Annotated in this window: 26 protein-coding genes; 21 read left to right on the forward strand and 5 right to left on the reverse strand. The window is 61.3% G+C overall.

Annotated features, from left to right (window positions below; genetic code table 11):
• From sctD to AO268_RS21010, 12 genes are all read left to right on the forward strand, one after another.
• Complete coding sequence (gene sctD, locus AO268_RS20955; RefSeq protein WP_099169714.1) at positions 1-1,305, forward strand: type III secretion system inner membrane ring subunit SctD; 1,305 nt, start codon at positions 1-3, stop codon at positions 1,303-1,305.
• On the forward strand, positions 1,268-1,474 hold the full coding sequence (locus AO268_RS20960) for an EscE/YscE/SsaE family type III secretion system needle protein co-chaperone (protein WP_076963239.1): 207 nt from the start codon (positions 1,268-1,270) through the stop codon (positions 1,472-1,474). The genes sctD and AO268_RS20960 overlap by 38 nt, the downstream gene beginning before the upstream one ends.
• Positions 1,474-1,728, forward strand: coding sequence for a type III secretion system needle filament subunit SctF (gene sctF, locus AO268_RS20965; protein ID WP_076963238.1), 255 nt, complete (start codon positions 1,474-1,476; stop codon positions 1,726-1,728). Before AO268_RS20960 ends, sctF begins: the two co-directional genes overlap by 1 nt.
• A 2-nt stretch (positions 1,729-1,730) precedes the next feature.
• Entirely contained in the window at positions 1,731-2,081 is a 351-nt protein-coding gene (locus tag AO268_RS20970; RefSeq protein WP_083743067.1) for a YscG family type III secretion system chaperone, read from the forward strand.
• Positions 2,078-2,659: a YopR/YscH family type III secretion effector gene (locus tag AO268_RS20975; RefSeq protein WP_099169715.1), complete on the forward strand. Its 582-nt coding sequence runs from the start codon at positions 2,078-2,080 to the stop codon at positions 2,657-2,659. Before AO268_RS20970 ends, AO268_RS20975 begins: the two co-directional genes overlap by 4 nt.
• Positions 2,659-2,997, forward strand: coding sequence for a type III secretion system inner rod subunit SctI (gene sctI, locus AO268_RS20980; RefSeq protein WP_076963235.1), 339 nt, complete (start codon positions 2,659-2,661; stop codon positions 2,995-2,997). Before AO268_RS20975 ends, sctI begins: the two co-directional genes overlap by 1 nt.
• Positions 2,994-3,743, forward strand: a complete 750-nt coding sequence (gene sctJ, locus AO268_RS20985) for a type III secretion system inner membrane ring lipoprotein SctJ (RefSeq protein WP_099169811.1) — start codon at positions 2,994-2,996, stop codon at positions 3,741-3,743. The genes sctI and sctJ overlap by 4 nt, the downstream gene beginning before the upstream one ends.
• Positions 3,743-4,384 carry a Yop proteins translocation protein K gene (locus tag AO268_RS20990; RefSeq protein WP_099169716.1) on the forward strand — a complete coding sequence of 214 codons (642 nt, stop codon included), beginning with the start codon at positions 3,743-3,745 and terminating at the stop codon, positions 4,382-4,384. Before sctJ ends, AO268_RS20990 begins: the two co-directional genes overlap by 1 nt.
• The gene (locus AO268_RS20995; RefSeq protein WP_076963233.1) at positions 4,363-5,046 is read left to right on the forward strand and encodes an HrpE/YscL family type III secretion apparatus protein; all 684 of its coding nucleotides are present in this window, start codon (positions 4,363-4,365) and stop codon (positions 5,044-5,046) included. Before AO268_RS20990 ends, AO268_RS20995 begins: the two co-directional genes overlap by 22 nt.
• Before the next feature lie 208 nt (positions 5,047-5,254).
• Entirely contained in the window at positions 5,255-7,174 is a 1,920-nt protein-coding gene (locus tag AO268_RS21000; RefSeq protein WP_275942356.1) for a patatin-like phospholipase family protein, read from the forward strand.
• 6 nt (positions 7,175-7,180) lie between these two features.
• Complete coding sequence (locus tag AO268_RS21005) at positions 7,181-7,591, forward strand: CesT family type III secretion system chaperone (RefSeq protein ID WP_099169718.1); 411 nt, start codon at positions 7,181-7,183, stop codon at positions 7,589-7,591.
• Positions 7,592-7,889: 298 nt separating this feature from the next.
• Entirely contained in the window at positions 7,890-8,105 is a 216-nt protein-coding gene (locus AO268_RS21010) for a TOBE domain-containing protein (protein ID WP_003173733.1), read from the forward strand.
• Positions 8,106-8,150: 45 nt separating this feature from the next.
• Here AO268_RS21010 and AO268_RS21015 read toward each other — a convergent pair whose 3' ends face one another.
• From AO268_RS21015 to AO268_RS21025, 3 genes are read right to left on the reverse strand one after another with little or no spacing between them, the layout of a single operon-like run.
• Positions 8,151-9,299 carry a MalY/PatB family protein gene (locus tag AO268_RS21015; protein WP_076963231.1) on the reverse strand — a complete coding sequence of 383 codons (1,149 nt, stop codon included), beginning with the start codon at positions 9,297-9,299 and terminating at the stop codon, positions 8,151-8,153.
• A 50-nt stretch (positions 9,300-9,349) separates the two neighbouring features.
• Positions 9,350-10,030: a Crp/Fnr family transcriptional regulator gene (locus AO268_RS21020; protein WP_099169719.1), complete on the reverse strand. Its 681-nt coding sequence runs from the start codon at positions 10,028-10,030 to the stop codon at positions 9,350-9,352.
• 47 nt (positions 10,031-10,077) lie between these two features.
• Entirely contained in the window at positions 10,078-10,965 is an 888-nt protein-coding gene (locus tag AO268_RS21025) for a LysR family transcriptional regulator (RefSeq protein ID WP_099169720.1), read from the reverse strand.
• Between the two features lie 113 nt (positions 10,966-11,078).
• On the opposite strand from AO268_RS21025, the gene AO268_RS21030 reads away from it, so the two are divergent.
• Positions 11,079-11,939, forward strand: coding sequence for a DMT family transporter (locus tag AO268_RS21030; RefSeq protein WP_099169721.1), 861 nt, complete (start codon positions 11,079-11,081; stop codon positions 11,937-11,939).
• A 55-nt stretch (positions 11,940-11,994) separates the two neighbouring features.
• Here the strand turns inward: AO268_RS21030 and narL are convergent, their stop codons facing one another.
• Entirely contained in the window at positions 11,995-12,642 is a 648-nt protein-coding gene (gene narL / locus AO268_RS21035) for a two-component system response regulator NarL (protein WP_099169722.1), read from the reverse strand.
• Positions 12,639-14,444: a HAMP domain-containing protein gene (locus AO268_RS21040; protein ID WP_099169723.1), complete on the reverse strand. Its 1,806-nt coding sequence runs from the start codon at positions 14,442-14,444 to the stop codon at positions 12,639-12,641. The genes narL and AO268_RS21040 overlap by 4 nt, the downstream gene beginning before the upstream one ends.
• A gap of 310 nt (positions 14,445-14,754) precedes the next feature.
• Here AO268_RS21040 and AO268_RS21045 point away from each other — a divergent pair, with 310 nt between their 5' ends.
• The 8 genes from AO268_RS21045 to moaA all read left to right on the forward strand — a co-directional run bounded on the left by AO268_RS21045 (position 14,755) and on the right by moaA (position 26,124).
• Entirely contained in the window at positions 14,755-16,023 is a 1,269-nt protein-coding gene (locus AO268_RS21045; RefSeq protein ID WP_099169812.1) for an MFS transporter, read from the forward strand.
• Entirely contained in the window at positions 16,020-17,417 is a 1,398-nt protein-coding gene (locus AO268_RS21050) for a NarK family nitrate/nitrite MFS transporter (protein WP_099169724.1), read from the forward strand. Before AO268_RS21045 ends, AO268_RS21050 begins: the two co-directional genes overlap by 4 nt.
• A gap of 69 nt (positions 17,418-17,486) precedes the next feature.
• Positions 17,487-21,260: a nitrate reductase subunit alpha gene (locus tag AO268_RS21055; RefSeq protein ID WP_099169725.1), complete on the forward strand. Its 3,774-nt coding sequence runs from the start codon at positions 17,487-17,489 to the stop codon at positions 21,258-21,260.
• A gap of 1 nt (position 21,261) precedes the next feature.
• The gene (gene narH / locus AO268_RS21060; RefSeq protein ID WP_029291316.1) at positions 21,262-22,800 is read left to right on the forward strand and encodes a nitrate reductase subunit beta; all 1,539 of its coding nucleotides are present in this window, start codon (positions 21,262-21,264) and stop codon (positions 22,798-22,800) included.
• 3 nt (positions 22,801-22,803) lie between these two features.
• The gene (gene narJ, locus AO268_RS21065) at positions 22,804-23,559 is read left to right on the forward strand and encodes a nitrate reductase molybdenum cofactor assembly chaperone (RefSeq protein WP_076963222.1); all 756 of its coding nucleotides are present in this window, start codon (positions 22,804-22,806) and stop codon (positions 23,557-23,559) included.
• Positions 23,552-24,229 carry a respiratory nitrate reductase subunit gamma gene (gene narI / locus AO268_RS21070; protein WP_076963221.1) on the forward strand — a complete coding sequence of 226 codons (678 nt, stop codon included), beginning with the start codon at positions 23,552-23,554 and terminating at the stop codon, positions 24,227-24,229. Before narJ ends, narI begins: the two co-directional genes overlap by 8 nt.
• A gap of 10 nt (positions 24,230-24,239) precedes the next feature.
• Positions 24,240-25,136 carry a peptidylprolyl isomerase gene (locus tag AO268_RS21075; RefSeq protein ID WP_099169726.1) on the forward strand — a complete coding sequence of 299 codons (897 nt, stop codon included), beginning with the start codon at positions 24,240-24,242 and terminating at the stop codon, positions 25,134-25,136.
• A 1-nt stretch (position 25,137) separates the two neighbouring features.
• Positions 25,138-26,124, forward strand: a complete 987-nt coding sequence (gene moaA / locus AO268_RS21080; RefSeq protein WP_076963219.1) for a GTP 3',8-cyclase MoaA — start codon at positions 25,138-25,140, stop codon at positions 26,122-26,124.
• Positions 26,125-26,196: the final 72 nt, after the last annotated feature.

The raw sequence follows: 26,196 nt of genomic DNA on the forward strand, positions 1-26,196 counted from the left end.
ATGGGTTGGAAAATTCGTTTCTATAGCGGCCTCAATCAAGGGGTTGAAGTACCGCTGGCTGAAGGGCGGGTAGTGATCGGTTCCGATCCGCTGCAAGCCGATCTGGTGCTGGTCGATGAAGGTATTGCTGCGATCCACTTGGTGCTCGATATCGACCCGCAAGGTGTACGCCTGTTGGAGTGGGCCGAAGGTCATCAGCCACTTCAGGAGGGGCAGCCGCTGGCGGGCGGCAGCGCGTTGCAGGCACTGGTCCGCCAGGCTTGTGGGCCGCTGCTGTGGGCCTATTGTGCTCAGGAGCGGCAGTTCTGCGAACAGCTGCCTCTGGCTGCCAACCCTCACGAACGGCGCATGGCGCAGCCGCGAGTGCGTTGGGGTGGGCGATTGCTGCTTGGTATCAGTGCACTGTTGCTGGCAGGGCTCATTGCTTTGCTTGGCGCCCCCTGGTCGTCTGGCAACGCTGGGATGGCCAGCGAGGACCCGGTCGTGGCCTTGCGCAGTTTTTTACGTGATCGCCAGTATCAGTTTGTGCAACTCGGTGAGCCTCAGGGCAATGGCAGTATTGCGCTCACCGGTTATCTGGAAGACAACCGCACGCGGCTGGCATTGCAGCAGTACCTGGAACGCAGCGGCCTGACGTACCGGCTCGACGTACGCACCCTGGAAGAGATTCGCCAGGGGGTGGAGTTCATCTTGCAGAAATTCGGTTATCGCCAGGTACGCACGGCCAATGGGGACCAACCCGGCTGGATTCGCCTCACCGGTGAACTGGCGCTTGAGGATGAGCATTGGCTGCAAATCGACAGTTTGCTCAAGGTCGATGTACCTGGCTTGCTGGGAGTGGAAAACCGTGTGCGGCTTGCCGGATCGCACCTCAAGCGGCTCGATCAGATGCTTGCCGACTCGGGTCTCGACGCGGTGCTGGCTTATCAGGACAAAGGTGAGCGAATTGAAGTGCGCGGGCAACTTGATGAGCCTCAACTCAGCGCGTTCTACACGTTGCAGCGTGATTTTCGCCAGGAGTTCGGCGCACGTCCGGCCCTGGACCTGGTGAGTCGCAACAAACGTGGCAGCACCGATGATCTGGAGTTCGTGGTGCGTTCGGTGTCCTTCGGCAAAGTGCCGTATGTGGTGCTGAGCGATGGTCAGAAATACCCGGTCAATGCCTCTACTGCGCAAGGCGTGAGGGTGCTGGCGATCAATGTCGACACCGTGATCGTCAGCCGTGGCAAACAACAATTCATCATCAATCTAAAGGGGGAACCGCTCAATGATGACGGTTTTGGAGGAGCGTCTGTGCGCCGCTGACACGGACTTTGAACAGCAGATACACGCGCAACTGCAACAGGCCAGGGCCTGCGTCAAACGTCGTTTGATCGGCGGCAGTGATCCTCAACAGTATCGGCAATGGCAGATGGAAGCTCAGGCAGTCGAGGCCGCCATCAGCCTTCTCAACACCCTCAAGGGAGCTTCATGATGGCATCGATCTTTACCAATGACAGTAGCGTCAACACGCTCGACAAAGTCGCGGAAAACCTCAAGGACCAGGCCAACAACGCCAACAAGGAGGTCGGTGATGCGATTGCCGCTCTCAAGGACTCTGCGGATAACCCGGCGCTGCTGGCCGAGTTGCAACACAAACTCAACAAATGGTCGGTGATCTACAACATCAACTCGACCGTCACCCGTTCGATGAGAGACCTGATGCAAGGCATCCTGCAGAAAATCTGATGATGGACAGTTCATTGAAAGGGCTGATGGCAGAACTAGCCCTGGCCGGTAGCGGTCATCACTGCCACGAAGAAGCACAGCACATTGCCAACTGGCTTGAACAGGTCGAGGGGCAGGAGGAGGCCGCGTGCCTTATCCGTCTATCCAGCCTGATGAACCAGGGACATTACCAGCAGGCGCTGGTGCTGGGCGAGGGCAAGCCGTGGCCGGCACTTGCGCCCTGGCTGGCGTTATGTGAATGGCGGCTGGGCTTGGGCACCGCGTTGGATCGGCGCCTGGCCGAGCTGGCGGCGAGCGAAGACCCGCGGCTGCAGCAGTTTGCCCAAGGCATGCGTGACCCGGAGGGGGGATGAACCGGATCGACTCGGCGCCCGGGCAACTGCCGCCTCATGATGCACGGGACACTCGACCTGCGTTACCCGCCGAGCCCGGTCAGGCACAAGCATTTGACGCGGCAATGAAACCTGCTGCGGTGTCGCCGAGGCCTGTCTCGATTGACGGCCCCTTGCAACTCTGGTTGCACGGTGCGGATCTGACAACGGCACTGACAGGTATGGATGCCCGGCAGCAGCGTGACGCCGTGTGGAAGTGGTATCGCCAGGATCTGCCGGAATCGGCCGAAGGGCGTCGTGGTGAACTGCTCAACTGGCTGATGCAGGGCCTGTCGGATCGCTTGCTCGTGCGCTTTGGGCAACAACAACTGGGGCTTGAACAGGATCGTCTGGCACTCAAGGACATGCTCAAGGAGCAGGCACCGTTCGGCAAGCAACAAGAAACCCTGTTGCTCAACGTACTGAGTGAGGTCAAGGGCGTCGAGGGCAGTGACTACCTGCAGGCGATTGTGCGCCGCGAGTTGCAGATCCTGATCCCTGTGAACGCAATGATCAAAAACATGATGAGCTTCACCCACTCACCCGATTTGGAGTCGTGATGGACGTTAGTCAGATAAGTCAGGTCACTGTCGCCAATCTCGATGATCTCAAGGCACCCCAGGCCAATGCCGGGCAAGTCACCGATTTTGAACGGGAGATGGGCAAGGGCGGTGAGAGCCTGGGAGGTAATTTGCTCAACGAAATCGGGCAGCTCAAGGAACGTTTTTCCCAGGCCAAGCATGAACTTGAGGTCGAGCTTTCGACGCCAGGCGACGACCCGGGCAGCCTTATGCAAATGCAGTGGTCGCTGATGCGTATCAGCATGCAGGAGGAACTGATAGCCAAGACGGTAGGGCGCATGAGTCAGAACGTCGAAACGCTGATGAAAACCCAATAAGGTGCTGTGTGAAGAGACTCAATCGAATTCTGATGGTGCTGGCCGTGTTACTGCTCACCGGTTGCAAAGTCGAACTCTATGCCGGTATCAGCCAGAAAGAAGGCAACGAAATGCTGGCGTTGCTGCGCACCGAAGGAATCTGGGCAGCCAAGCAGCCCGACAAGGACGGCAAGGTCAAGTTGCTGGTCGAGGAGTCCGATATCGCTGAGGCGATTGATGCACTCAAGCGCAAGGGCTATCCGCGCGAGAGTTTTTCCACGCTCAAGGATGTTTTCCCCAAGGAGGGATTGATCTCCTCGCCGGTCGAGGAGCGAGCGCGGCTTAACTACGCCAAGGCCCAGGAAATTTCCCGAACCCTTTCTGAAATCGATGGTGTACTGGTCGCTCGGGTGCATGTAGTGCTGCCTGAAGACCGCGATGGCCTGGGTAAAAAATCGTCGCCTGCCTCGGCGTCGGTATTTATCAAGCATGCGGCGGATATTCAGCTCGACGCCTACATTCCGCAGATCAAGCAATTGGTGAACAACGGCATCGAAGGCTTGAGTTACGACCGCATCAGCGTCGTGCTGGTGCCTTCGGCCGATGTGCGGCAAGTTCCGCTCGCCCCACGTTATGAAACAGTCTTCTCGATTCAGGTGACTGAAGAATCGCGCAGCCGGTTGCTGGGGCTGTTCGGGCTAATGGTGGCACTGCTGTTGGTCAGCAACCTCGGGCAATATGTGTGGCAGCGCAGCAGGCTTTCGTGATGACGTTGCTGTTGACGCCCTACCAGCTACGGTTTTGCCCGGCCCGTTACATTCACCCTGCACGCCTCCCATCTTCGCTGGCGGGCCTGACCGAAACCCTGGACCACTGGCGCCGGCACAGGGGGATCAATGCATGGCTGCTCAATGAGTTTGCGCTGGGCATCGAGTATGAATTGCCACCCATGCTCGGCGGTCTCGCGTTTTTTGAGCAGGCCGCGCTGGAAAAGACTCTCGGTTATCTGGGCGCACTGCTGCATGGTCACGCGATTCGGCAAGTGCTGGACGCGCAAAGCCTGCGGCGGGTTCACGCTGCGATTGGCGAAGCCGGGCATCGTTACTGTCTGGAACAACTGGAGCTGATTATTGGCGCCTGGCCGCAAGGCTGGCAGCAACCGTTACCAGCAGGAGAACTGGTTGATTGCCTGCGCCAGCGCGCGCTGGAGTTCTGGCTGCTGGCCTGTGATGACGCACCATCGGGATTTTCCAGGCGCCTGGCTTTACGCCTGGCGCCTGGAAAATCCCAGTTATTGGTGCCCCCTCAGCGTTGGCATGTCAGTAACAGCCAGCGTCCATTGGCCCAGGCGTTGTGTCTGAAAATCGCCCGACAAGTGAGCCCGCAATGCTTCCATTTATTGAAATAAAAGCATCTGAAGTCCGCCTCGCACCGGATCAGGTTCTGCTGCGCAGTGCTGACTATCAAGACTATCTGACGGCAGGCGAGTTGGTTGAAGTCGCCCGCAAACGTGCCGAGGAAATCGAGCGTGCTGCCCATGATGTCTATGAGCAACAGAAGGCGTTGGGCTGGCAGGCCGGCATTGAAGAGGCGAACAAGCGTCAGGCTGTACTGATTCAGGAAACGCTGTTGCAGTGTCATCAGTATTACCGCGAGGTCGAGCAGCAGATGGGCGGTGTGGTGCTGCAAGCCGTGCGCAAGATCCTTCAGCATTACGACAATATCGAGCTGACGTTACAGGTGACACAACAGGCGTTGTTGCTGGTCAGTAATCAGAAACAGGTCATTTTGCATGTGCATCCGGATCAGGTACTTGAGGTGCGCGAGCAGATTTCCCGAGTGCTCAAGGACTTCCCGGAGGTGGGCTATGTCGAGGTCGTCGCCGATGCCCGACTCGACCAGGGTGGCTGCATCCTTGAGACCGAGATCGGCATCATTGACGCGAGCGTTGGCGGCCAATTGGGGGCACTGGAAGCCGCCTTGCAGCAAACGTGGCAGCATGAAGCGCGAGCGCCTGCCCCTTCGATCGACAGACAAACTGAAGGGCAATCACTGGAAACGCTAAATTGATAAAAAAACGTCTGATACTGAAAAGGCCGGAAAACCCATTCCCTTAGTATTTGCTCCAGTCAACAACTGACTTGCCCCAGGAGCCTTTATGCTAATTCCGTCTTCAGTCAACGCACTTGCCGCTACCGGCCGGCCGCAGGAAATTACGCCGCCCAAGGATCAACCACCGCCCAAGGCCAGGTTGTCCACGGACCCTGTGGGCCAGGGTTTGACGGCGGCACTCAAGAGCAGCATCGGTGTAGCCGTCAGTGCGCAATTGCCGGATATCAGCCGGGCTGCCCTGGTGGCACCGCAACCCGAAGGCGCGTCGCAGTTGATCGCCGAAGGCGCGGGGAAGCGGCAGGTCACGCTGCGCAGTTTCGAGAACGGTGTCACCGAGGTCAAACTGACCCGGCCACCGTTGACCGGTCTGGTTCTCAGTGGCGGTGGTGCTAAAGGCGCAGCGTATCCAGGCGCTATTTCAGCGCTCGAAAATAAAGGAGCGTTGGACGGTATCAAGAGCATTTCCGGATCTTCGGCTGGGGCAATCACAGCGGCATTATTGGCGTCCGGGATGAGCGCTGGTTCGTTCAAGAGCCTGTCCGATAGCATGGACTTGATCTCCCTGCTCGACAGCGGCAAAGGCTGGATGAAAAAGCTCCAGCATCTTAACTCTGGCCTAGGCAAGTTGATAACCTTCGGCAACAACGGCGTGGTCGCCAGCATTGTGCGCTTGCTGTACAACATCCTCCCGCGCATGGGTTCAGAAGCAGCGCCACTGGAAAAAGTCCTGCGCACGGAGTCCAGCAAGTCCGTACTGAACCAGATTGCGGCCCATCCCGAGGTCGCTCGGCAGCCCGCCGTCAATGCTATTGTGCAAAAACTGCAAAAGGGCGGCGCAGTCACCTTCAGCGACCTGTCCGTGCTCAGCAGGCAGATCCCGCAGATCAAAGAACTGAACATCACCGGCACGGCAATGTATGAAGGCCGTCCGCAGTTGGTGGTATTCAATGCCGACCTGACTCCCGACATGGACATCGCCCGCGCCGCGCACATCTCCGGTTCGTTCCCGCTGGTGTTCAAACAAATGGGCGAAACCAACCATCCGTTCCAGGCAGAGAACGAGCGTACCAAGTTCCAGGACGGTGGCGTGATGCTCAACGTTCCGGTAGCGGAAATGATCAACCAACAGTTCTCGAACAGCCCGCTACGTCAAGATGACAACCTCATTCTCAAGTTTCCTGAGGACGCAGTTCCCGAGAAGGGGCCTAGTCAGTACCGCCCCAGTGTTTTCGAGTGGGTTGTAGGGGCTCCGTTGGGCGCACAAGCGGCATTGCAGGCGCGCGGGCTCGCTGCGCTGGAGGACCAGACCGTCGTGGTGCCGCTCAAAACAGAGTCGGGGGACTACAGTGGCATGCTCAGCGGAACCCTGAATTTCACAATGCCCGATGGCGTCAAGAACGAATTGCAATCGCTGTTGCACAAAGAGGTCGGCAACCACCTCGATAACCGTTTGCAGGCCCGTGAGGCCCACACGTTTGCAACCATGGAAAGCGCGCTGCTGGCGTTGGACGATGAAATGCTTGCCAGCGTTTCGGCGCAAGAGCCGGTTCGTACGGCGGATGTCGTGCAATTTAGGCGGGCGGCGACGCAGGCTTTTTCCGAACTCACAGTGGCCATCCTTTCGGCCAAGGACATGAAACTGTCCGACGGCATAAATTCGGCTTTGGCGCGCCTCGATACGTTGGCGTCGACCCCGGAACGCAAGGCATGGGTAGCCAATGCGCTGAACAGTACCGATAACACCGACCATCAGCGCTTGTTGGGGGCCTTGCGCAACACGCCTGTGGAGTCGCCGGTATTGAAAGCTGCGGTCGATGAAATGCGCAGACGTGATGTGGCAGTGATCGCCGACAACATCCGCAAAGAAGTGATTCTGCCGTCCCTCTATCGCGTTGGCCAGCCAGCCTCCAACGTCGCGCTGCTCAATCGTGTCGAGCACAGCCTGATGCGTGCGATAAGCCCGGCCCAGATCAATCAGGCCCTGGACGATCTTATCGATAACTACGGCGCACGAAACAAACCCTGGAGCAAACCGTCGAGCTCCACCACTGTCGAAATGGCCAAGGCCTGGCGAATTGCGGAGTAAGCTTGAATGTCATTGAAAAACTGGTTGGAACAATGGGATCTGGCAATGCCGCCAGAAGATCAGCCTACCTGCCGTCTGCACATTGGCGAGGATCCCGAAGTGCTACTGGAGCGAATACCGCATGGCTGGCTGATCGCCCTGCGCCTGGGCGCGCTGCCCAAGCGATTGCTGCAAGGTGTGGTGCTTCAGTTATTGCAGGTCAACAGCCCGTTCTCGGTGCTTGCCCCCGTCAGACTGACCGCTGACGCCGCTGGCGATCTGGTGCTGTGGGTCGAGGCGTTGGACGGGCAGAGCGATGTCGAGAGCCTGAACGCCTGGTATGGCAAGTTGCTCCAGGGGCATACCTTGTTCAAATCGTTGACCGAGCCAGGTGCGACGCTGTCTGATGCGCCCTTGTCGGGTGGGGTCTTTGTCTGAATGGGCTGAGTTGGCCGATCGCTTTCAAATGTGAAATAACACCGGGCCCTAATTGGGCCCGGTGTTATTTCGGTGCTTCAAACATTCAGTTCAAGGCTGCGCCGGTGAGACCGCGTTGGCCATGCAGGGGATCTACGTTCAAACCGTAGGCATTTTTGGTATGCAATTACAGAATTCTTAATATGTCAAAAAGGAATAAATAAATAGTTATTTATTCCTTTTATTGTTTGTGTGAGTGGCGCATTTTGAGGGCCTGCGCATTCGTGCGGATTGACCCAACCGTAAAAGGAAACCTCACATGACCATCAAAGCGATCAACGTACGCAACCAGTTCAAGGGCGTGATCAAGGAGATCCTGCTGGGCGAAGTGGTGTCCGAGATTGACGTGCAAACGGCGTCGGGGATTGTCACTTCGGTGATCACCACCCGCTCGGTGCGCGACCTGGAGTTGAAGGTGGGCAGCGAAGTGATTGCCTTCGTCAAATCCACCGAAGTGTCCATCGCCAAGCTCTGAGCCCAGCCCTTGCCGGAGCCGGCAAGGCGGCTCCGGCAGAGCGGTTCAGCGGTTTTGCAGGCTGCGTTCCAGGCGGGAAAGACCTTCTTCGAGCAAGGCCCGTGGGCAGCCGAAGTTCAAGCGCACGAACTGCTGGCTGTCATCGCCAAATTCCACACCCGCACTCAACCCTACCTTGGCCTGTTCCAGGAAAAACCGCTGCGGGTCTTCCAGGCCCAGGGCGCTGCAATCCAGCCAGGCCAGGTAGGTGCCTTGGGGGGCATGCATGACCACGCCCGGCAGGCGCTTTTGCACCGCCTCCAGCAGGTAGTCGCGGTTGTCTTGCAGGTACGCCACCAACGCCTGCAACCATTCCCCACATTGGCTATAGGCCGCCCAGGTGGCTTCCAGGCCCAGGGGGCTGACGCTATCGACCATGCCGCAGCGCGCCTTGTTGAAGCGCTCGCGGATGACCGGGTCCTGGACAATGGCAAAGCAGGTCTTCAGGCCGGCGACGTTGTAGGCCTTGCTGGCCGACATCAGGGTAATGGTGCGGCGGGCGATCTCTGCGCTCAACGAAGCGGTGGGGATATGCCGGCGCCCGTCGAAGCACAGTTCGGCATGGATTTCATCGGAGATGATCAGCGCGCCTGTATCCAGACAGGCGTTGGCCACGGCCAGCAGTTCCTCGCGGGCGAACACCTTGCCCAGGGGGTTGTGAGGGTTGCTCAGCAGCAAGGCGCCAGCGCCTTTCAAGGCCTGGCGCAAGGCGGGCAGGGGGGTCAGGTATTCGCCCTGGTCGCTCAGGGCAAACGGCACTTCGATCTTCGGCAGGTTCCAGTTGCCCGCCGCATGGCGTAGCGGTGCGTAGTTGGGGGTCTGCAACACCACCGGCTGGCCGGGCTGGACAAAGGCGTGCAAGGCCATGTTGAAACCCGGCTCCACGCCCGGCAGGAACAGCAGTTCATCGGGCTGCACGCGCCAGGCGTACTTGTCCCACAGGTCGCTGATGATCGCCTCGCGCACTTCGGGGCGGGCGACACTGTAGCCGAGCATCTGCTGGTCCAGGCGTGCGTGCAGGGCCTTGAGGATCGCCGGTGGGGCGGCGATGTCCATGTCGGCAATCCACATGGGCAAGACGTCTTCGGGGTAGCGGCTCCACTTGGTGCTGCCGGTGCCGAGGCGAGGGTGGATCGTGTCGAAATCAAAGCTCATGGGCGGCGCTCGTGTCAGGAAGGCGGGCGAAGAATGGCGTCGATTCTAAGTCAGCCAGCCTGATAGGTCATCAATTGCTCCTCGCACAGGATGCGGATGGTGCGGCGTTGCACCTCGATCAGGCCGGCGTCTATCAGCCGGTGCAGAATCCGCGAAAACGTCTCCGGCTGAATCCCAAGCTTGGAGGCCACCAGACGCTTGGGCACCTGCAGCACCACATCGCCGCTGACGGTATCGCGCTCCTGGATCAGAAAATTGATGACCCGGCGGCTGGCATTGGCCAGGGTCAGGGTGTCGATGTCCTTGAGGCGTTGGTGCAGGTGCAGGCTCATGGTGCCGAGGATCGCCAGGCAGATCTGTGGCTGGTCCTCCAGGGCCTTGCGGTAATGATGGCCCTCGATGCTCACCAAGACGCTGTCCTTGAGCGCCGTGGCACTCACCGGATAGGCCTTGGCCTGGCTGAACAACAGCGCTTCGGCAAAGGTCTGGCCGGGGCGGATGACTTCCACCAGATGCTCCTGGCCTTCGCCGGTGACCCGGTGCAACTTGACCTGGCCACTGACCAGCAGAAAAAACCGATCGGCAGGGTCGCCCTGGTGCATCAGGGTGGCATGCCCGGGCAGGCGCTTGAGATTGGCCAGGGTACAGACGTCCTGGAAAATCTTCTCCGGCAACGGGCTGAATAGATGATGCCGACGCAGGGTCAAGACAATGGATGGATGGGTCAACATGGCGTACCTCCGCTCCCGCCCATGGTAGGGCGTGGCGGTGGTTGGGCCTATGCCTCGTTGGAGGTAGCCCCGTGGAGGCAGTGCCCCTGCAACAGTGCCGAAAACGCATCCCGGGCCGGATGACAACCGACGTTGGCATGCCAGTAAAACAGGTTGTCGATGTGCGCCAGTTCCGCGAACTCATGGCCTTGCCAGTTGGCGCCCTGGCGGTATTGCTCGTAGATCCCCCGCGGCACCAGCGCGGCGCCGCTGCCGGCGCTGACACAGCCGACAATCGTGCCGTAGCTGGCGATGCTGACGATGGGGCAGACCTGGTCGTGGCGTGACAACCATTGTTCCAGGGCCAGGCGATACGGGCAGCCTGTGGGCCACATAAACAGGGTCAGGCCGTGCAGGTCTGCGGCACTGCGCACCGGGCCCAGCGATGTGGGGGCAATCAATATCAGGTCTTCGCTATACAGCCGCGTGCTGTGCAGCCCGGGGCGTTGCACATCCACGGCGACAATTGCCGCGTCCAGCCGATGGTGCTGGATATCCTCGAGTAACTGCGACCAGGTGCCGGTGCTCAACGCCAGCGACACCTGGGGGTACAGCGCGTGATAGCGCGCCAGCAACTGCGGCAAGCGCCCGGTTGCACTGGACTCGATAGCGCCGATACGCAAATGCCCCTGGGGCGCGCCACCCAGTGCGACGGCACGCCGGGAGGCTTCGGTCAGGTCGAGGATTTTCGTCGCGTACTCGATAAACACTTCGCCGGCGGGGCTGACCCGCAGGCCCCGGCCCTCACGCACCAACAGCGCGACGCCGAGTTCCTGCTCCAGGGCCTTGAGGCGCGCGGTGATATTGGACGGCACGCAATGCAGCTGCTGCGCAGCACGGGCGATGCTGCCCAGCTCGTAGACCGTCTTGAACATACGCAGTTGGGACAGTTCCATGGTTCACCTGGAGTGAAGAGTGGGCTCAGTTTAAGTCACTTTTTTCAAGGCCTGGGGTTTCTCATACTGTTGCCAGGCAGTGCCTGTGTGCTGCCACGTCCCCGAGAACGCCCATGCCCCGCGCAAAAGTTGTCCTGGCAACCGTCTTTGTCATTCTCTGCTGGGCGTATTCGCCTATCGGTATCCATATCGCTTTGCAGGCCTACGCCCCCGACAACCTGGCCTTGCTGCGCTTTTTGATTGCGTCGGTATTGATGGCCGCGGTGGCCTGGGGCAAGGGCATTGCACGGCCCCGGGTCCGGGATTTGCCTTTGTTTGCGGTGCTGGGGTTGTTTGCGGTGACCCTGCACCACATCGCCCTCAATTACGGCCAGCGCGGTGTGAGTGCCGGCGCTGCCAGCGTCCTGGCGCAATCTACACCACTGTTCAGCGCGGTGCTGGCCAGCACCGTGTTCAGGGAACGGCTCGGCGCCTGGCAATGGGGCTGTGTACTCGGCGGCCTGCTCGGTGCCGGGGTGGTGGCGGTGGGGGATCGCGGCTTGGGCGAGCTGGAGGGGCATAGCGTGTTGATCCTGTTGGCGGCGGCGTCCTGGAGCCTGTATTTCGCCCTGCAAAAGCGTTATTCCCAGCGTTATGACGGGCTGACGATGGTGTGCTGCACCCTCTGGTCAGGCACGGCGTTGCTGCTGGTGTATCTGCCGGGGTTGCCGGGGGAGCTGGCCCAGGCTTCGATATCGGTGAACCTGGCCGTGCTGGTGCTGGGCATTTTTCCCAGTGCGCTGGCGTACCTGGCTTGGGCTTATGTACTGGCCCATAGCCAGGTCAGCCGGGCAGCGATTGCGCTGTATCTCATCCCGCCGGTGGCGATGCTGATGGGGTGGGTGATACTGGCGCAGCGGCCTTCGGTGATGGTGATGGTGGGGACGGTTATTGTCCTGGCGAGTGTGGGGGCGTTGACAGTGAAAGGGCGATGAGGACGCAACTAAGCTGTAGGTGCTGGCTTGTCGGGTCGTTCCCACAGGGCAAACCCTACCCAGCCTGACGCAAATGCTCCATCGCCCACACCGCCGCTTCCACCCGCGAGCGCAACCCCAGCTTGTGCAGCAGGTTCTTCACATGCACCTTCACCGTGCCTTCGGTAATCCCCAGCTTATGCCCGATCACCTTGTTGCTATAGCCCCCGGCAATGGTCTTCAACACCTGCCGCTCGCGCTCGGTCAGTTCCACCGCCGCATGGGGCTGGGGCGAGCGCAAGGCCTGGGCCAGCACGCGGGTCAGGCCGGGGCTGATCACCAGGGCGCCGTGCAGGGCATCGCGGATGTACTGGATCAGCAACTCCGGCTCCATGTCCTTGAGCAGATACCCGTTGGCATCCAGGCGCAGGGCATCGCGGATATCGTCTTCGGCATCGGACACGGTAAACAGCAAGACCTTGCCGCCATAAGCCATGGCCCGCAGGCGGCGCAGGGTTTCCAGGCCGTTCATCTGCGGCATGTTGTTGTCCAGCAGCACCAGGTCCGGTTGCAGCGACTCGATCAGGCCCAGGGCCTCCTCGCCATTGCCGGCTTCGCCCACCACATGCAGGTCATCTTCCAGTTCGAGCATCTGGCGCATGCCGTGGCGCATCATCGGGTGGTCGTCGACGAGCAGGATGCGGTGGCGCAGTGAGGTGTTCATGACAAGCTACCTTCTTGGAGAGAGTGCCCGAGAAACTCCGGGCGAAACAGCAAGTGCACCCGCGTGCCCTGGGGCTCGCGGGGGGAAATATCCAACTGGCCGTGCAGGCTGCGGGCGCGTTCGTCCATGATGGTCAGGCCGTGGTGTTCGCGCTGGTCCACCGGCTCGCTGAAGCCGCGGCCATCGTCTTCAATGCTCAGGCTCACGGTTTCGCCATGCTGGCGCAGTTGCAGCCAGGCGTTTTCGGCGTGGGCATGGCGCAGGCAGTTGGACAGCGCTTCGCGGGTTACTTGCAACAGGTGGATCTGTTCACTGGCCGACAGCTGGAAGGCCAGGGCATCCACATGCAGGTGCACCTGGAATTCGCCACGGCGCGAGAATTCCTCGGCGGTGTCTTTGAGCTCCTGCACCAGCCCTGCATCGTGGATTTGCAGGCGGAAGGTGGTGAGCAACTCGCGCAGTTGCCGGTAGGCATTGTTCAGGCCTTCGCGCAGTTCGCCGGTGACGGTTTCCAGGGTGGCCTTGGGTTCGTCGCGGCGCAGCAGGGTCTGCATGCGGCTGACTTGCAGCTTCATATAGGACAGGGCCTGGGCCAGGGAGTCATGCAGTTCGCGGGCGATGATGGTGCGTTCGTCCAGCAGCAATAAACGGTGGTCCTGCTCACGCTGGCGCTTGAGGGACAGCGAGGTGCCAATCAGGTTGGCCAGGGCCTGGATCAGTTGCTGCTCCCAGGCCTGGGGCGTATGGCCGTCGACAAAGTGGGCCTTGAGTTCGCCCAGTTCCGCACCCTGGTTGCTGATGCTGAACACCTGGGGCGGGGCGACGTGATGGCGCTCGCAGGTGGCGCAATCGCCGATGGCGCAGACATTGCGGCTGTTCTCGCCATGCAGCGCCAGCATCTGTTTGGCGGGGGCGAGGAAGTGCCCTTGCAGGCACAGCGACAGGCGCAGGCCCGGCAGGCGTTTCTGAAAGCGGCGGATCAACTCGTCGAGGCCCTCGGCATTGGCCAGGCGCGTGGCCAGGCTGCGGCTGCTCTCGTAGAGCAATTCCAGGGCGGCGTTGGCCTGTTGCAGGTTGAGGGTCTTGTGCTGCACCTGGCTTTCCAGGGTGCGATGGGATTGCTCGATGGTTTCGGCCAGGGTGTTGAAGCTCAGGGCCAACTGCCCCAGTTCGTCCTGGGAGCGATGATTGACCCGCGCCGTGTAGTCACCCTCACGAAAGCGCCGGGTGGCGTCCACCAGTTCCTTCAAGGGCGTGACCACACCGTACTGCAATTCATACAGCCCCAGCAGCAGGATGATCAGGGTGCTGAACAGCGCCAGGCCCTGGATCAGTTGTTGCCAGCCTTGTTTGTGCTCGCTCTGTTGCTGCAACAGGCTGACGAACTGGTTCAGTTGCTCGACAAAGGCCGGCGCGTGCTCGCGGAAGAACACGCTGTCGCCGCGCTCGATGGCCGGGCGCAGCTCTTGGTTCCAGTGTTGCTGGATCTGCCGGTAGCTTTGTTGCAGGGCGCTGTGGGGGCCGTCTTCCAGCACTGCTTTCAAGGACTGGCTGTCCAGGCGTCGTTGCAGGCTCTGGGTGATGGCCTGGATCTCGTCGGCGGGGGCGTGGTCGGCGAGTTTCCAGCTCAGGTGGTAGGTCTCCATGCGCACTGAACCGGCGGTGTTGATGGCCGCGCCGTCGCCCTGGCTGAACCAGGCGATCAGCCCGGCGCTCAGGGAACTGGCCAGGGCCAGGATCGCAATCAGGATCACCGCGACACCGGCGCGCGCGGGCAGGGAGCTGCGCAGCCAGTTAAACATCACGGCGTAATCGAAGGGGCAAGAACAGCAGCATGGCGGCACCTGGCAAAGGAAACAGTATTCAATTCTGCATTCCCTGGCGCACTACCTCTAAAGAGTTGCCGGCGCACCCTCCCACGGGAAAAAGCCGGCACAAGAGATCAATCCATTGATAAATAAAGACTTTCTCTTGTTATTTAGCCTACCTCTTAAGAGGTAGATGGGCCCAGCATAGGCCAATACCCCCCAGGTGGACGTTGATCTGGGTCAAGTTCCTGGAGGACGTCGCCCCTAACCTGCGCTCATGGAATCACTTCTGGGAGCGCAAACCGTGACTCAACCCCGTGTAAGACAAGGCCTGGTGCTGGGCATGAGTACGCTGGCCTTCACCGTGTGCTTTATGGTCTGGATGATGTTCGCCGTGCTCGGCGTGCCGATCAAAGAGCTGCTGCAACTCAACGAAACCCAGTTCGGCCTGCTGGCGGCCACCCCGGTCTTGACCGGCTCCCTGGTACGCCTGCCCCTGGGCCTGCTGACTGACCGCTTCGGCGGGCGCATCGTGTTCTTTGTCTTGATGCTCACCTGCGTGCTGCCGCTGTACCTGATCACCTACGCCACGGCTTTCTGGCAATTCCTGGTGCTGGGGCTGTTTGTCGGCCTGGCCGGCGGCTCGTTCTCGGTGGGTATCGCCTACGTCGCCAAGTGGTTCGACAAAGACAACCAGGGCTTTGCCATGGGCGTGTTCGGTGCCGGCAACGCGGGGGCGGCGGTCACCAAGTTTCTGGCGCCGGCCCTGATTGCCCTGGGCACCTGGCACCTGGTGCCGAAGGTGTTCAGCGCGATCCTGTTTATCACCGCGCTGCTGTTCTGGTTCCTCACCAGCGAAAACAAGGCCCACCGCAGTGCCGGCGGCGCCACCTTGCGCGAACAACTGCTGTGCCTCAAGGACCCGGCCGTATGGCGCTACTGCCAGTACTACTCGATTGTGTTCGGTGGCTACGTGGCCCTGGCGCTGTGGGCGACCAAGTACTACGTGCAGGAATACGGCTTCAGCCTGCAAAGCGCCGCGCTGTTGGCCGCGTGCTTTTCCCTGCCCGGTGGCGTGCTGCGCGCTGTGGGTGGCTGGATGTCCGACCGCTGGGGCGCCCAGAGCGTGACCTGGTGGGTGTTGTGGGTGAGCTGGATCTGCCTGTTCCTGCTCAGCTACCCGCAGACCCAGTTGCAGGTGCAGACCGTCAACGGCCCGCTGGATTTCCACATCGGCCTCAACGCCACCGTCTTCACCATCCTGCTGTTTGTGATGGGCATCGCCTTCGCCTTCGGCAAGGCCTCGGTGTTCAAGTACATCGCCAATGACTACCCGCAAAACATGGGTGCGGTGTCCGGCATCGTCGGCCTGGCGGGCGGCCTGGGTGGTTTTGTGCTGCCGATCATGTTCGGCGCCCTGGTGGACCTCACCGGCGTGCGCTCCTCCTGCTTCATGTTGATGTACGGCGTGGTCTGGGTGTCCTTGACCTGGATGTACTTCAGCGAAATCCGCAAACAGCCGCTGCTGGGCAAAGCCCCGGCGGCCCAGCCTCTCCAGGGAGAATCAGTATGACTATCGCGCAAAAGCCCGACTCGGGCCCGGTGATCCACGACTGGCGCCCCGAAGACCCGGCGTTCTGGGGTGCCAGCGGCAAACAGACCGCGACCCGCAACCTGTGGATCTCGATCCCGGCGCTGCTGTTGGCCTTCGCTGTGTGGATGGTGTGGAGCACGGTGATCGTGCGCCTGAACGCCATCGGCTTCAGCTTCACCACCGACCAGTTGTTCTGGCTGGCGGCGTTGCCGGGCCTGTCTGGCGCCACGTTGCGCGTGTTCTATTCGTTCATGGTGCCGATCTTCGGTGGCCGCCGCTGGACGGCCCTGAGCACCGCGTCGCTGCTGATTCCATCACTGTGGATGGGCTTCGCGGTACAAGACCCGAGCACCTCCTACAGCGTGTTTGTATTGATCGCGCTGCTGTGCGGCTTCGGTGGCGGCAACTTCGCCTCTAGCATGTCCAACATCAGCTTCTTCTACCCCAAGTCCCAGCAAGGCACGGCCCTGGGCCTGAACGCCGGCCTGGGTAACCTGGGGGTGTCGGTGATGCAGTTCTGCGTGCCGCTGGTGATTACCTTCGGCGTGTTCGGCCTGCTTGGCGGCCAGCCACAGACCCTGGAAGACGGCAGCCAGTTGTGGTTGCAGAACGCCGGGTTTATCTGGGTGCCGTTCATTATCACCGTGACCCTGTTTGCCTGGTTCGGCATGAATGACCTGTCCAGCGCCCGCGCTTCGTTCAGCGAGCAGGCGGTGATCTTCAAGCGCAAGCACAACTGGCTGATGTGCTGGTTGTACCTGGCCACCTTCGGTTCCTTCATTGGCTTTTCGGCCGCCTTCCCGATGCTGATCAAGACCTCGTTCCCGGACGTCAACGCCCTGAAATTTGCCTTCCTCGGCCCGCTGGTAGGTGCCCTGGTGCGCCCTTTGGGCGGCTGGCTGGCCGACAAGCTGGGCGGTGCGCGGGTGACCTTGTGGAACTTCGTGCTGATGATCGCGATGGTGTTCGGCGTCCTGCACTTTTTGCCCCTGAACGGCGAGGGCGGCAGCTTCTACGGCTTCCTTGGCCTGTTCATGCTGCTGTTCATCACCACCGGCATCGGCAATGGCTCCACCTTCCGCATGATCCCGGTGATCTTCCGCACCCAGCATGAAAAAGCCAGCGCCGGCAAACCCGTCGCCGTGCGTGAGCAGGCCCTCAAAGACGCGAGCAAGGAGTCGGCCGCGGTGCTGGGCTTCAGCTCGGCCATGGGCGCCTTCGGTGCGTTCTTCATTCCCAAGACCTTTGGCTCGTCCATGGCCTACACCGGCAGCCCGGCCATGGCGTTCTACATGTTTGTCGGCTTCTACCTGACCTGCATCGTCGTGACCTGGTGGTGGTATGCGCGCAAAGGCGCCGAGACCCCCTGCTGAGTCGACCCGAATTCAAACCTTGCGTGGGCGGGGCACAGAACCCCGCAGCAAGCCTCTGAGGAAAGCACCATGAGTCATTTACTCGATCAACTGCGGTTCTTCAATCGCAAGCAAGACGAATTCTCCGAAGGTCACGGCGAGACCCGCAAGGAGTCCCGCGACTGGGAGAACGTCTACCGTTCGCGCTGGCAGTACGACAAGATCGTGCGCTCCACCCACGGGGTGAACTGCACCGGCTCGTGCTCGTGGAAGATCTACGTGAAGAACGGCCTGATCACCTGGGAAACCCAGCAGACCGACTACCCGCGCACCCGCAACGACCTGCCTAACCACGAGCCGCGCGGCTGCCCCCGTGGCGCGAGCTACAGCTGGTACATCTACAGCGCCAACCGCCTGAAGTACCCGAAGATCCGCAAGCCCTTGCTCAAGCTGTGGCGCGAGGCGCGCCTGACCCTGTCGCCGGTCGAGGCCTGGGCGAGCATTGTCGAGGACAAGGCCAAGGCCGACTCCTATAAAAGCAAGCGTGGCATGGGCGGCTTCATCCGCTCCAACTGGGATGAAGTCAACGAGATCATCGCCGCGTCCAACGTCTACACCATCAAGCAGTACGGCCCGGACCGCATCGTCGGCTTCTCGCCGATCCCGGCCATGTCCATGGTCAGCTACGCGGCAGGTTCGCGTTACCTGTCGTTGATCGGCGGCGTGTGCCTGAGTTTCTACGACTGGTACTGCGACCTGCCGCCAGCCTCGCCGATGGTCTGGGGCGAACAGACCGACGTGCCGGAATCGGCCGACTGGTACAACTCCAACTACATCATTGCCTGGGGTTCCAACGTCCCGCAGACCCGCACCCCGGATGCGCACTTCTTCACCGAGGTGCGCTACAAGGGCACCAAGACCGTGGCCATCACCCCCGACTATTCGGAAGTGGCCAAGCTCACCGACCTGTGGCTCAACCCCAAGCAGGGTACCGACGCCGCACTGGCCCAGGCCTTCAACCATGTGATTTTCAAGGAATTTCACCTGGATAAACCGAGTGCCTATTTCACCGACTACGCCAAGCGCTACACCGACTTGCCGGTGCTGGTAATGCTCAAGCCCATGACCGGTTTTGCCCCGGGCGCAGGCTTCCAGCCGGACCGCTTCCTGCGTGCGTCGGACCTGGTGGACAACCTGGGCCAGGACAACAACCCGCAATGGAAAACCATCGCCCTCGACGAGAGCGGCGAACTGGTTTCGCCACAAGGTTCCATCGGCTATCGTTGGGGCGAGAAGGGCAAGTGGAACATCCTGGCCAAAGAAGGCGGTGAAGGCCGCGAGATCGACCTCAAGCTGAGCCTGATCGGTGAGGACGTCGCCGAAGTGGCATTCCCGTATTTTGCCGGTGAAGCCCACGACTACTTCCAGCACGTGGCCGGCGATGCCGTGCAGTTTCGCCGGGTACCGGTACACAGCGTGACCCTGGCCGATGGCTCGGTGGCCAAAGTGGCGACGGTGTTCGACCTGTCGGCGGCCAACCTGGCCATTGACCGTGGCCTGGGCGGCAGCAACGTGGCCAAGGACTACAACGACGCCAGCGTACCGGGCACGCCAGCCTGGCAGGAGGCAATCACCGGGGTCAGCCGCGAAAAGGCGATCCAGATCGCCCGTGAGTTTGCCGACAACGCCGACAAGACCCGTGGGCGTTCGATGATCATCGTCGGCGCGGCGATGAACCACTGGTACCACATGGACATGAACTACCGCGGGCTGATCAATATGCTCATGCTCTGCGGTTGCGTCGGCCAGACCGGCGGTGGTTGGGCGCACTACGTGGGCCAGGAAAAACTGCGTCCGCAATGCGGCTGGCTGCCTCTGGCATTCGGCCTGGACTGGAACCGTCCGCCACGCCAGATGAACGGCACCAGCTTCTTCTACGGCCACAGCTCGCAATGGCGCCACGAGAAGATGAGCATGCACGACATCCTCTCGCCGCTGGCTGACAAGTCGCAGTTCCCCGAGCACGCCCTGGACTACAACATCCGCGCCGAACGCGCCGGCTGGTTGCCCAGCGCGCCCCAGCTCAATACCAACCCGCTGCACATCTGCCGCGACGCGGCGGCAGCCGGCATGGACCCGAAAGACTACGTGGCCAAGTCCTGGCAGGACGGCAGTCTGCGCTTTGCCTGCGAGCAGCCGGACAGCCCGGTGAACTTCCCGCGCAACATGTTTATCTGGCGCTCCAACCTGCTGGGTTCGTCGGGCAAGGGCCACGAGTACATGCTCAAGTACCTGCTCGGCACCAAGAACGGGGTGATGAACGAAGACATCGGCCACAGCACCGAATGCAAGCCGACCGAGGCCGAATGGGTCGAAGACGGCGCCATCGGCAAGCTGGACCTGGTGACCACCCTGGACTTCCGCATGTCCTCGACCTGCGTCTACTCCGACATCGTGTTGCCAACGGCAACGTGGTACGAAAAAGACGACATGAACACCTCGGACATGCACCCGTTCATTCACCCGCTGTCGGCGGCGATTGATCCGGCGTGGGAGTCGCGTTCGGACTGGGAAATCTACAAAGGCATCGCCAAGGCGTTCTCGGCCATGTCGGTCGGCCACCTGGGCGTGGAGCAAGACCTGGTCACCGTGCCGTTGTTGCATGACAGCGTTGGCGAACTGGCCCAGCCGTTTGGCGGCACCGACTGGAAAAGCGCCGGCGTGGCACCGGTACCGGGCAAGAATGCGCCGAACATGGCGGTGGTGGAACGGGACTACCCGAACATCTACAAGCAGTTTTCGTCCCTGGGCCCGCTGCTGGAAAAACTCGGCAATGGCGGCAAGGGCATCAACTGGAACACCGACGAAGAGGTCGAGTTCCTTGGCGAACTCAACCACCACGAAGGCGACGCGGGCATCAGCCACGGCCGGCCAAAAATTGACACGGCCATCGACGCCGCCGAGGTGATCCTGTCCCTGGCCCCGGAAACCAACGGCAAGGTCGCCTTGAAAGCCTGGGCGGCGCTGTCGGAATTCACCGGCATCGACCACAGCCACCTGGCGATTTCCAAGGCCCACGAAGCGATCCGCTTCCGCGATATCCAGGCGCAGCCGCGCAAGATTATCTCCAGCCCCACCTGGTCGGGCCTGGAAGACGAGCACGTGAGCTACAACGCCGGCTATACCAACGTCCATGAAAACATCCCATGGCGCACCATCACTGGCCGCCAGCAGTTCTACCAGGATCACCCGTGGATGCAGGCGTTCGGCGAGCAATTGATGAGCTACCGGCCACCGGTCAACACCCGCACCATCGAAGGGGTGAAGGGCAAGCGCAGCAATGGCCAGACCGAGATCGTCCTGAACTGGATCACGCCGCACCAGAAGTGGGGGATCCACAGCACCTACAGCGACAACCTGCTGATGCTCACCTTAAGCCGTGGCGGCCCGATTGTGTGGCTCTCGGAAATCGACGCCAAGCGCGCCGGGATCGAGGACAACGACTGGATCGAGTGCTTCAACGTCAACGGCGCCCTGACGGCCCGTGCGGTGGTCAGCCAGCGGGTCAAGGAAGGCATGGTGATGATGTACCACGCCCAGGAACGCATCGTGAACGTACCGGGTTCGGAAACCACCAAGACCCGCGGCGGCCACCACAACTCGGTGACCCGCGTGGTGCTCAAGCCGACCCATATGATCGGCGGCTATGCCCAGCAGGCCTACGGTTTCAACTATTACGGCACGGTCGGCTGCAACCGCGATGAATTCGTGGTGGTGCGCAAGATGGTCAAGGTCGATTGGCTCGATGGCTCCAGCGGTGATGATCTGCCGCGTCCATTGCCGACCGATATCGAGGAGAACTGAGATGAAGATCCGCTCACAAATCGGCATGGTCCTGAACCTGGACAAGTGCATCGGCTGCCACACCTGCTCGATCACCTGCAAAAACGTGTGGACCAGCCGCGAAGGCATGGAATACGCGTGGTTCAACAACGTCGAATCCAAGCCCGGTATCGGCTACCCCAAGGAGTGGGAAAACCAGGACAAGTGGAAGGGCGGCTGGATCCGCAACGCCAACGGCTCGATCAACCCGCGCATCGGCGGCAAGTTCCGCGTGCTGGCGAACATCTTTGCCAACCCGGACCTGCCGAGCCTGGACGACTACTACGAGCCGTTCGACTTCGACTACCAGCACCTGCACACCGCGCCTTTGGGCGAGCACCAACCGACCGCACGCCCGCGTTCGGTGGTGTCCGGCAAGCGCATGGAAAAAATCGAGTGGGGCCCCAACTGGGAAGAAATCCTCGGCACCGAGTTCGCCAAGCGCCGCAAGGACAAGAACTTCGACCAGATCCAGGCCGACATTTATGGCGAGTACGAAAATACTTTCATGATGTACCTGCCGCGCCTGTGCGAGCACTGCCTGAACCCTGCGTGCGCGGCGTCGTGCCCCAGCGGCGCGATCTACAAGCGTGAAGAAGACGGCATCGTGCTGATCGACCAGGAAAAATGCCGCGGCTGGCGCATGTGCATCAGCGGCTGCCCGTACAAGAAAATCTACTTCAACTGGAAGAGCGGCAAGTCCGAGAAGTGTATCTTCTGCTATCCACGGATCGAAGCCGGCATGCCCACCGTTTGCGCGGAAACCTGCGTCGGACGTATCCGCTACCTCGGCGTGCTGCTGTATGACGCCGACCGCATCAGCGAAGTGGCCAGCACCGCCAACGAGCACGACCTGTACGAGAAACAGCTGGAAATCTTCCTCGATCCGAACGACCCGGCGGTGATCCGCCAGGCCCTGGCCGATGGTGTACCGCAGTCGGTGATCGACTCGGCCCAGCGTTCGCCGGTGTACAAAATGGCCGTGGACTGGAAGCTCGCCCTGCCGCTGCACCCGGAATACCGCACCTTGCCGATGGTCTGGTACGTGCCGCCCCTCTCGCCGATCCAGAACGCGGCCGCCGCTGGCACCGTGGGCATGAACGGGGTGATCCCGGATGTCGACAGCCTGCGTATTCCCCTGCGTTACCTGGCCAACATGCTCACCGCCGGTGACGAAAAGCCGGTCAAGCGTGCCCTGAAACGCCTGCTGGCCATGCGCGCCTTCAAGCGCTCGCAGCAAGTGGATGGCGTCGAGGACCTGCAAGTATTGGCCGACGTGGACCTGAGCGTGGCCCAGGTGGAAGAGATGTACCGCTACCTGGCGATTGCCAACTACGAAGACCGCTTTGTGGTGCCCAGCGCCCACCGTGAAGATGCGATGAGCGATGCATTTGCCGAGCGTTCCGGCTGTGGTTTCAGCTTCGGCAGCGGCTGCAGTGGCAGCTCCGACACCAATATGTTCGGGGCGAAAAAGGCCAACCGCCGCGACGTGCTAAAAACCGTCCAGATCTGGGAGGATTGAGCCATGCGCATTCTTAAAGTGATCTCGTTGCTGCTGGACTACCCCACCCAAACCCTGGTCGACGGCCACGATGAACTGGAGCAGGCGATTATCGAAGCGCGGGAAATCAGCCCCAAGCAACGCGGTGCGCTGTTCGAGTTGCTGGAACTGATCTGCAGCAATGACCTGATGGATGGCCAGGAGCATTACGGCGCACTGTTTGGCCGCGGCCGCTCGCTGTCGTTGCTGCTGTTCGAGCACGTGCATGGCGAGTCGCGGGACCGCGGCCAGGCCATGGTCGACATGATGGCCCAGTACCAGGAAGCCGGGTTTGCCATCGGCGTCAAGGAGCTGCCGGACTATATCCCGCTGTACCTGGAGTTTCTGTCCACCCGCGAAGACATCGAGGCCCGCGAGGGCCTGGCGGATGTGGCGCACCTGCTGGCCCTGCTGGCGGCGCGCCTGGATGAGCGTGAAAGCGCCTACGCCAGCTGCTTCCGTGCGCTGTTGCAGATCAGCGGCGCCGAGCCGCATCAGGCCATTGCCGAGTTGCGCGCCCAGGTCGCCGCCGAAGTGCGCGACGACTCCCTCGAAGCCCTGGACAAGGTCTGGGAAGAGGAGGCCGTGGACTTTATGCAGGCCGAGCAGCAGGACCGTTGCAGCTCGATGCCCAGCGCACCGGGCAAGGCCCGCGAAGAAAGTGCGGTGCCGTTGCACTGGGTGGATTTTCAGCACGAAGGGCTGGCCGCCGTGCCAGCCAAGGAGGTGGGTAATGTCTAAGTGGAATTTGCTGGTATTTGGCGTGTATCCGTATGTCGCCCTGGCCATTTGCCTGTTGGGCAGTTGGGCGCGGTTTGACCTGTCCCAGTACACCTGGAAGGCCGGCTCCAGCCAGATGCTCAATAACCGTGGAATGCGCGTGGCGAGCAACTTCTTCCATATCGGCGTGCTGTTCGTGCTGGCCGGGCATTTTGTCGGCCTGCTGACCCCGGCGTCGATCTATCACCATGTGATCAGCACCGAGCACAAGCAACTGCTGGCGATGGTCTCCGGGGGCTTCTTCGGCCTGCTGTGCCTGGTGGGCCTGCTGATGCTGGTCAAGCGCCGCCTCACCGACCCACGGGTTCGGGCTACGTCGAGCCCGTCGGACATCCTGATCCTGCTGGTGTTGCTGGCGCAGTTGGTGCTGGGCTTGCTGACCATCGTCGCCTCGACCGGGCATATGGACGGCTCGGTGATGGTGATGCTCGCGGACTGGGCGCAGAACGTGGTGTTGCTGCGGCCCGTGGAAGCGGCGGCGGCGATTGCCCCGGTCAGCCTGATCTACAAGGCCCACGTGGCGCTGGGCCTGACCCTGTTTGTGCTGTTCCCGTTTACCCGTCTGGTGCATATGGTCAGCGCGCCGATCTGGTACTTGGGGCGTCGTTATCAAATCGTGCGGCAGAAGTGAGGAGAACGTCATGACGACAGGATGCGGATGTGGTGGCGGTTGCAGTTCTTCGGCCAAGGCGGTGGAAGTGGTGTTGCCCGAGGTCGAGGTGGCGGTTGAGCCGCAACTGATCGCCAGCAGCGAGCAGGAATGGCCGATTGTCAGCGTCAACGGGGTGCTGATCAGCCCCGAGACGATGGCCCAGGAGCTGCAATATCACCCGGCGCAAAGCCGCGAGGAGGCGGTGTTCCTCGCCGCCCGCGCGCTGGTGATCCGTGAGCTGTTGCAGCAGCGGATCCGCGAGTTGGGTGTGCAACTGGAAGTGGGCGCCGGCGAGAACGAAGAAGAGGCGGCGACCCGCCTGTTGCTGGAGCGCGAAGTCAAGGTGCCGGACTGTGACGAGGCCACCTGTGTGCGCTACTTCGAGAGCAATCGCGGGCGCTTTCACAGCGCGCCGTTGCTGGCGGTGCGGCACATCCTGCTGGAGTGCGCGCCGGATGACGCCGAGGCGCGGCATGTGGCGCACTCCCAGGCCGAGGTGCTGTTGCTGAGCCTGGAAGAGACGCCCGGCGCGTTTGCCGAACTGGCGCTGAAGTATTCGGCGTGCCCCTCCAAGGCCCAGGGCGGCTCCCTGGGGCAGGTCAGCAAGGGCCAGACTGTGCCGGAGCTGGAGCGCCAGTTGTTCACCCTGGCGCCAGGGTTGGCCAGTAAACCCCTGGAAAGCCGTTATGGCTGGCACGTCATCAGTGTCGATCAGCGCATCGAAGGCCAACCGCTGCCTTACGAAGCCGTGGCGACCGCCATTCGTACCCAACTGCAGCAAGGGGTGTGGCAGAAGGCGCTGGTGCAATACCTGCAAACCCTGATTGGCGCGGCCGATGTGCGTGGCATCGCGTTGCAGGGCGCCGACTCGCCGTTGGTGCAGTGACATGAGCCTGGTGGATGGTGTGGGCCGTTCCATTGACTACCTGCGGTTGTCGGTGACCGATCGTTGTGATTTTCGTTGTGTGTATTGCATGGCGAAAAACATGACCTTCCTGCCGCGCCAGCAGGTGCTGACCCTGGAGGAACTGCAACGGCTGGCGACGGTGTTCGTCAGCCAGGGTGTGCGCAAGATCCGCCTGACCGGGGGCGAGCCGCTGATCCGTCCGGGCATTGTCGAGCTGTGCCGCCATATCGCCGCGTTGCCTGGCCTGCGCGAACTGGTGATGACCAGCAACGGCTCGCAACTGGGCCGTCTGGCGCGGCCGCTGGTGGAGGCTGGGGTCAAACGCATGAATATCAGCCTCGACAGCCTTGACCCCGAACGCTTTCGCGCGATTACCCGCAACGGCGACCTGCGCCAGGTACTGGACGGTATCGAGGCGGCACGGGATGCCGGGTTCGAGCGGGTCAAGCTCAACTGCGTGGTGATGCAGGGGCGCAACTTCGATGAAGTCCCGGCGCTGGTGCAGTACGCCATCGACCAGGGCATCGATATCAGCTTTATCGAAGAGATGCCATTGGGCGATGTAGGGCGCTCGCGGGGCGAATCCTTCTGCTCCAGCGAGCAGGTCCGGGCCTTGATTGCTGAACATCACCCGCTGCTCGACAGCCCCGAAAACAGCGGCGGCCCGGCGCGCTATGTACGCCTGGCCCGGCATCCGCAGACGCGCATCGGCTTTATCTCGCCCAACTCCCATAACTTCTGCGCCAGCTGCAACCGGGTGCGGATGACGGTGGAAGGGCAGTTGCTGTTGTGCCTGGGGCAGGACAATGCGGTGGATTTTCGGGCGTTGGTACGCCGCTATCCACTGGATGACCAGCCGTTGGTGGAAGCGCTGCACAAGGCGTTGCGGGGCAAGCCATTGCGCCATGATTTCACCGGGCAGGGCGAGGTGCAGGTGGTGCGGTTTATGAATATGAGTGGGGGGTGAGGAGGTGCTGGAACCCTGTTGCATAGTAGTTCCCGTCATTTTGTATCAAGGGCATTCCGCTGGCCCGCGTGG

The sequence above is a fragment of the Pseudomonas sp. ICMP 8385 genome (assembly GCF_002699915.1).
GTDB classification, from domain to species: domain Bacteria; phylum Pseudomonadota; class Gammaproteobacteria; order Pseudomonadales; family Pseudomonadaceae; genus Aquipseudomonas; species Aquipseudomonas gessardii.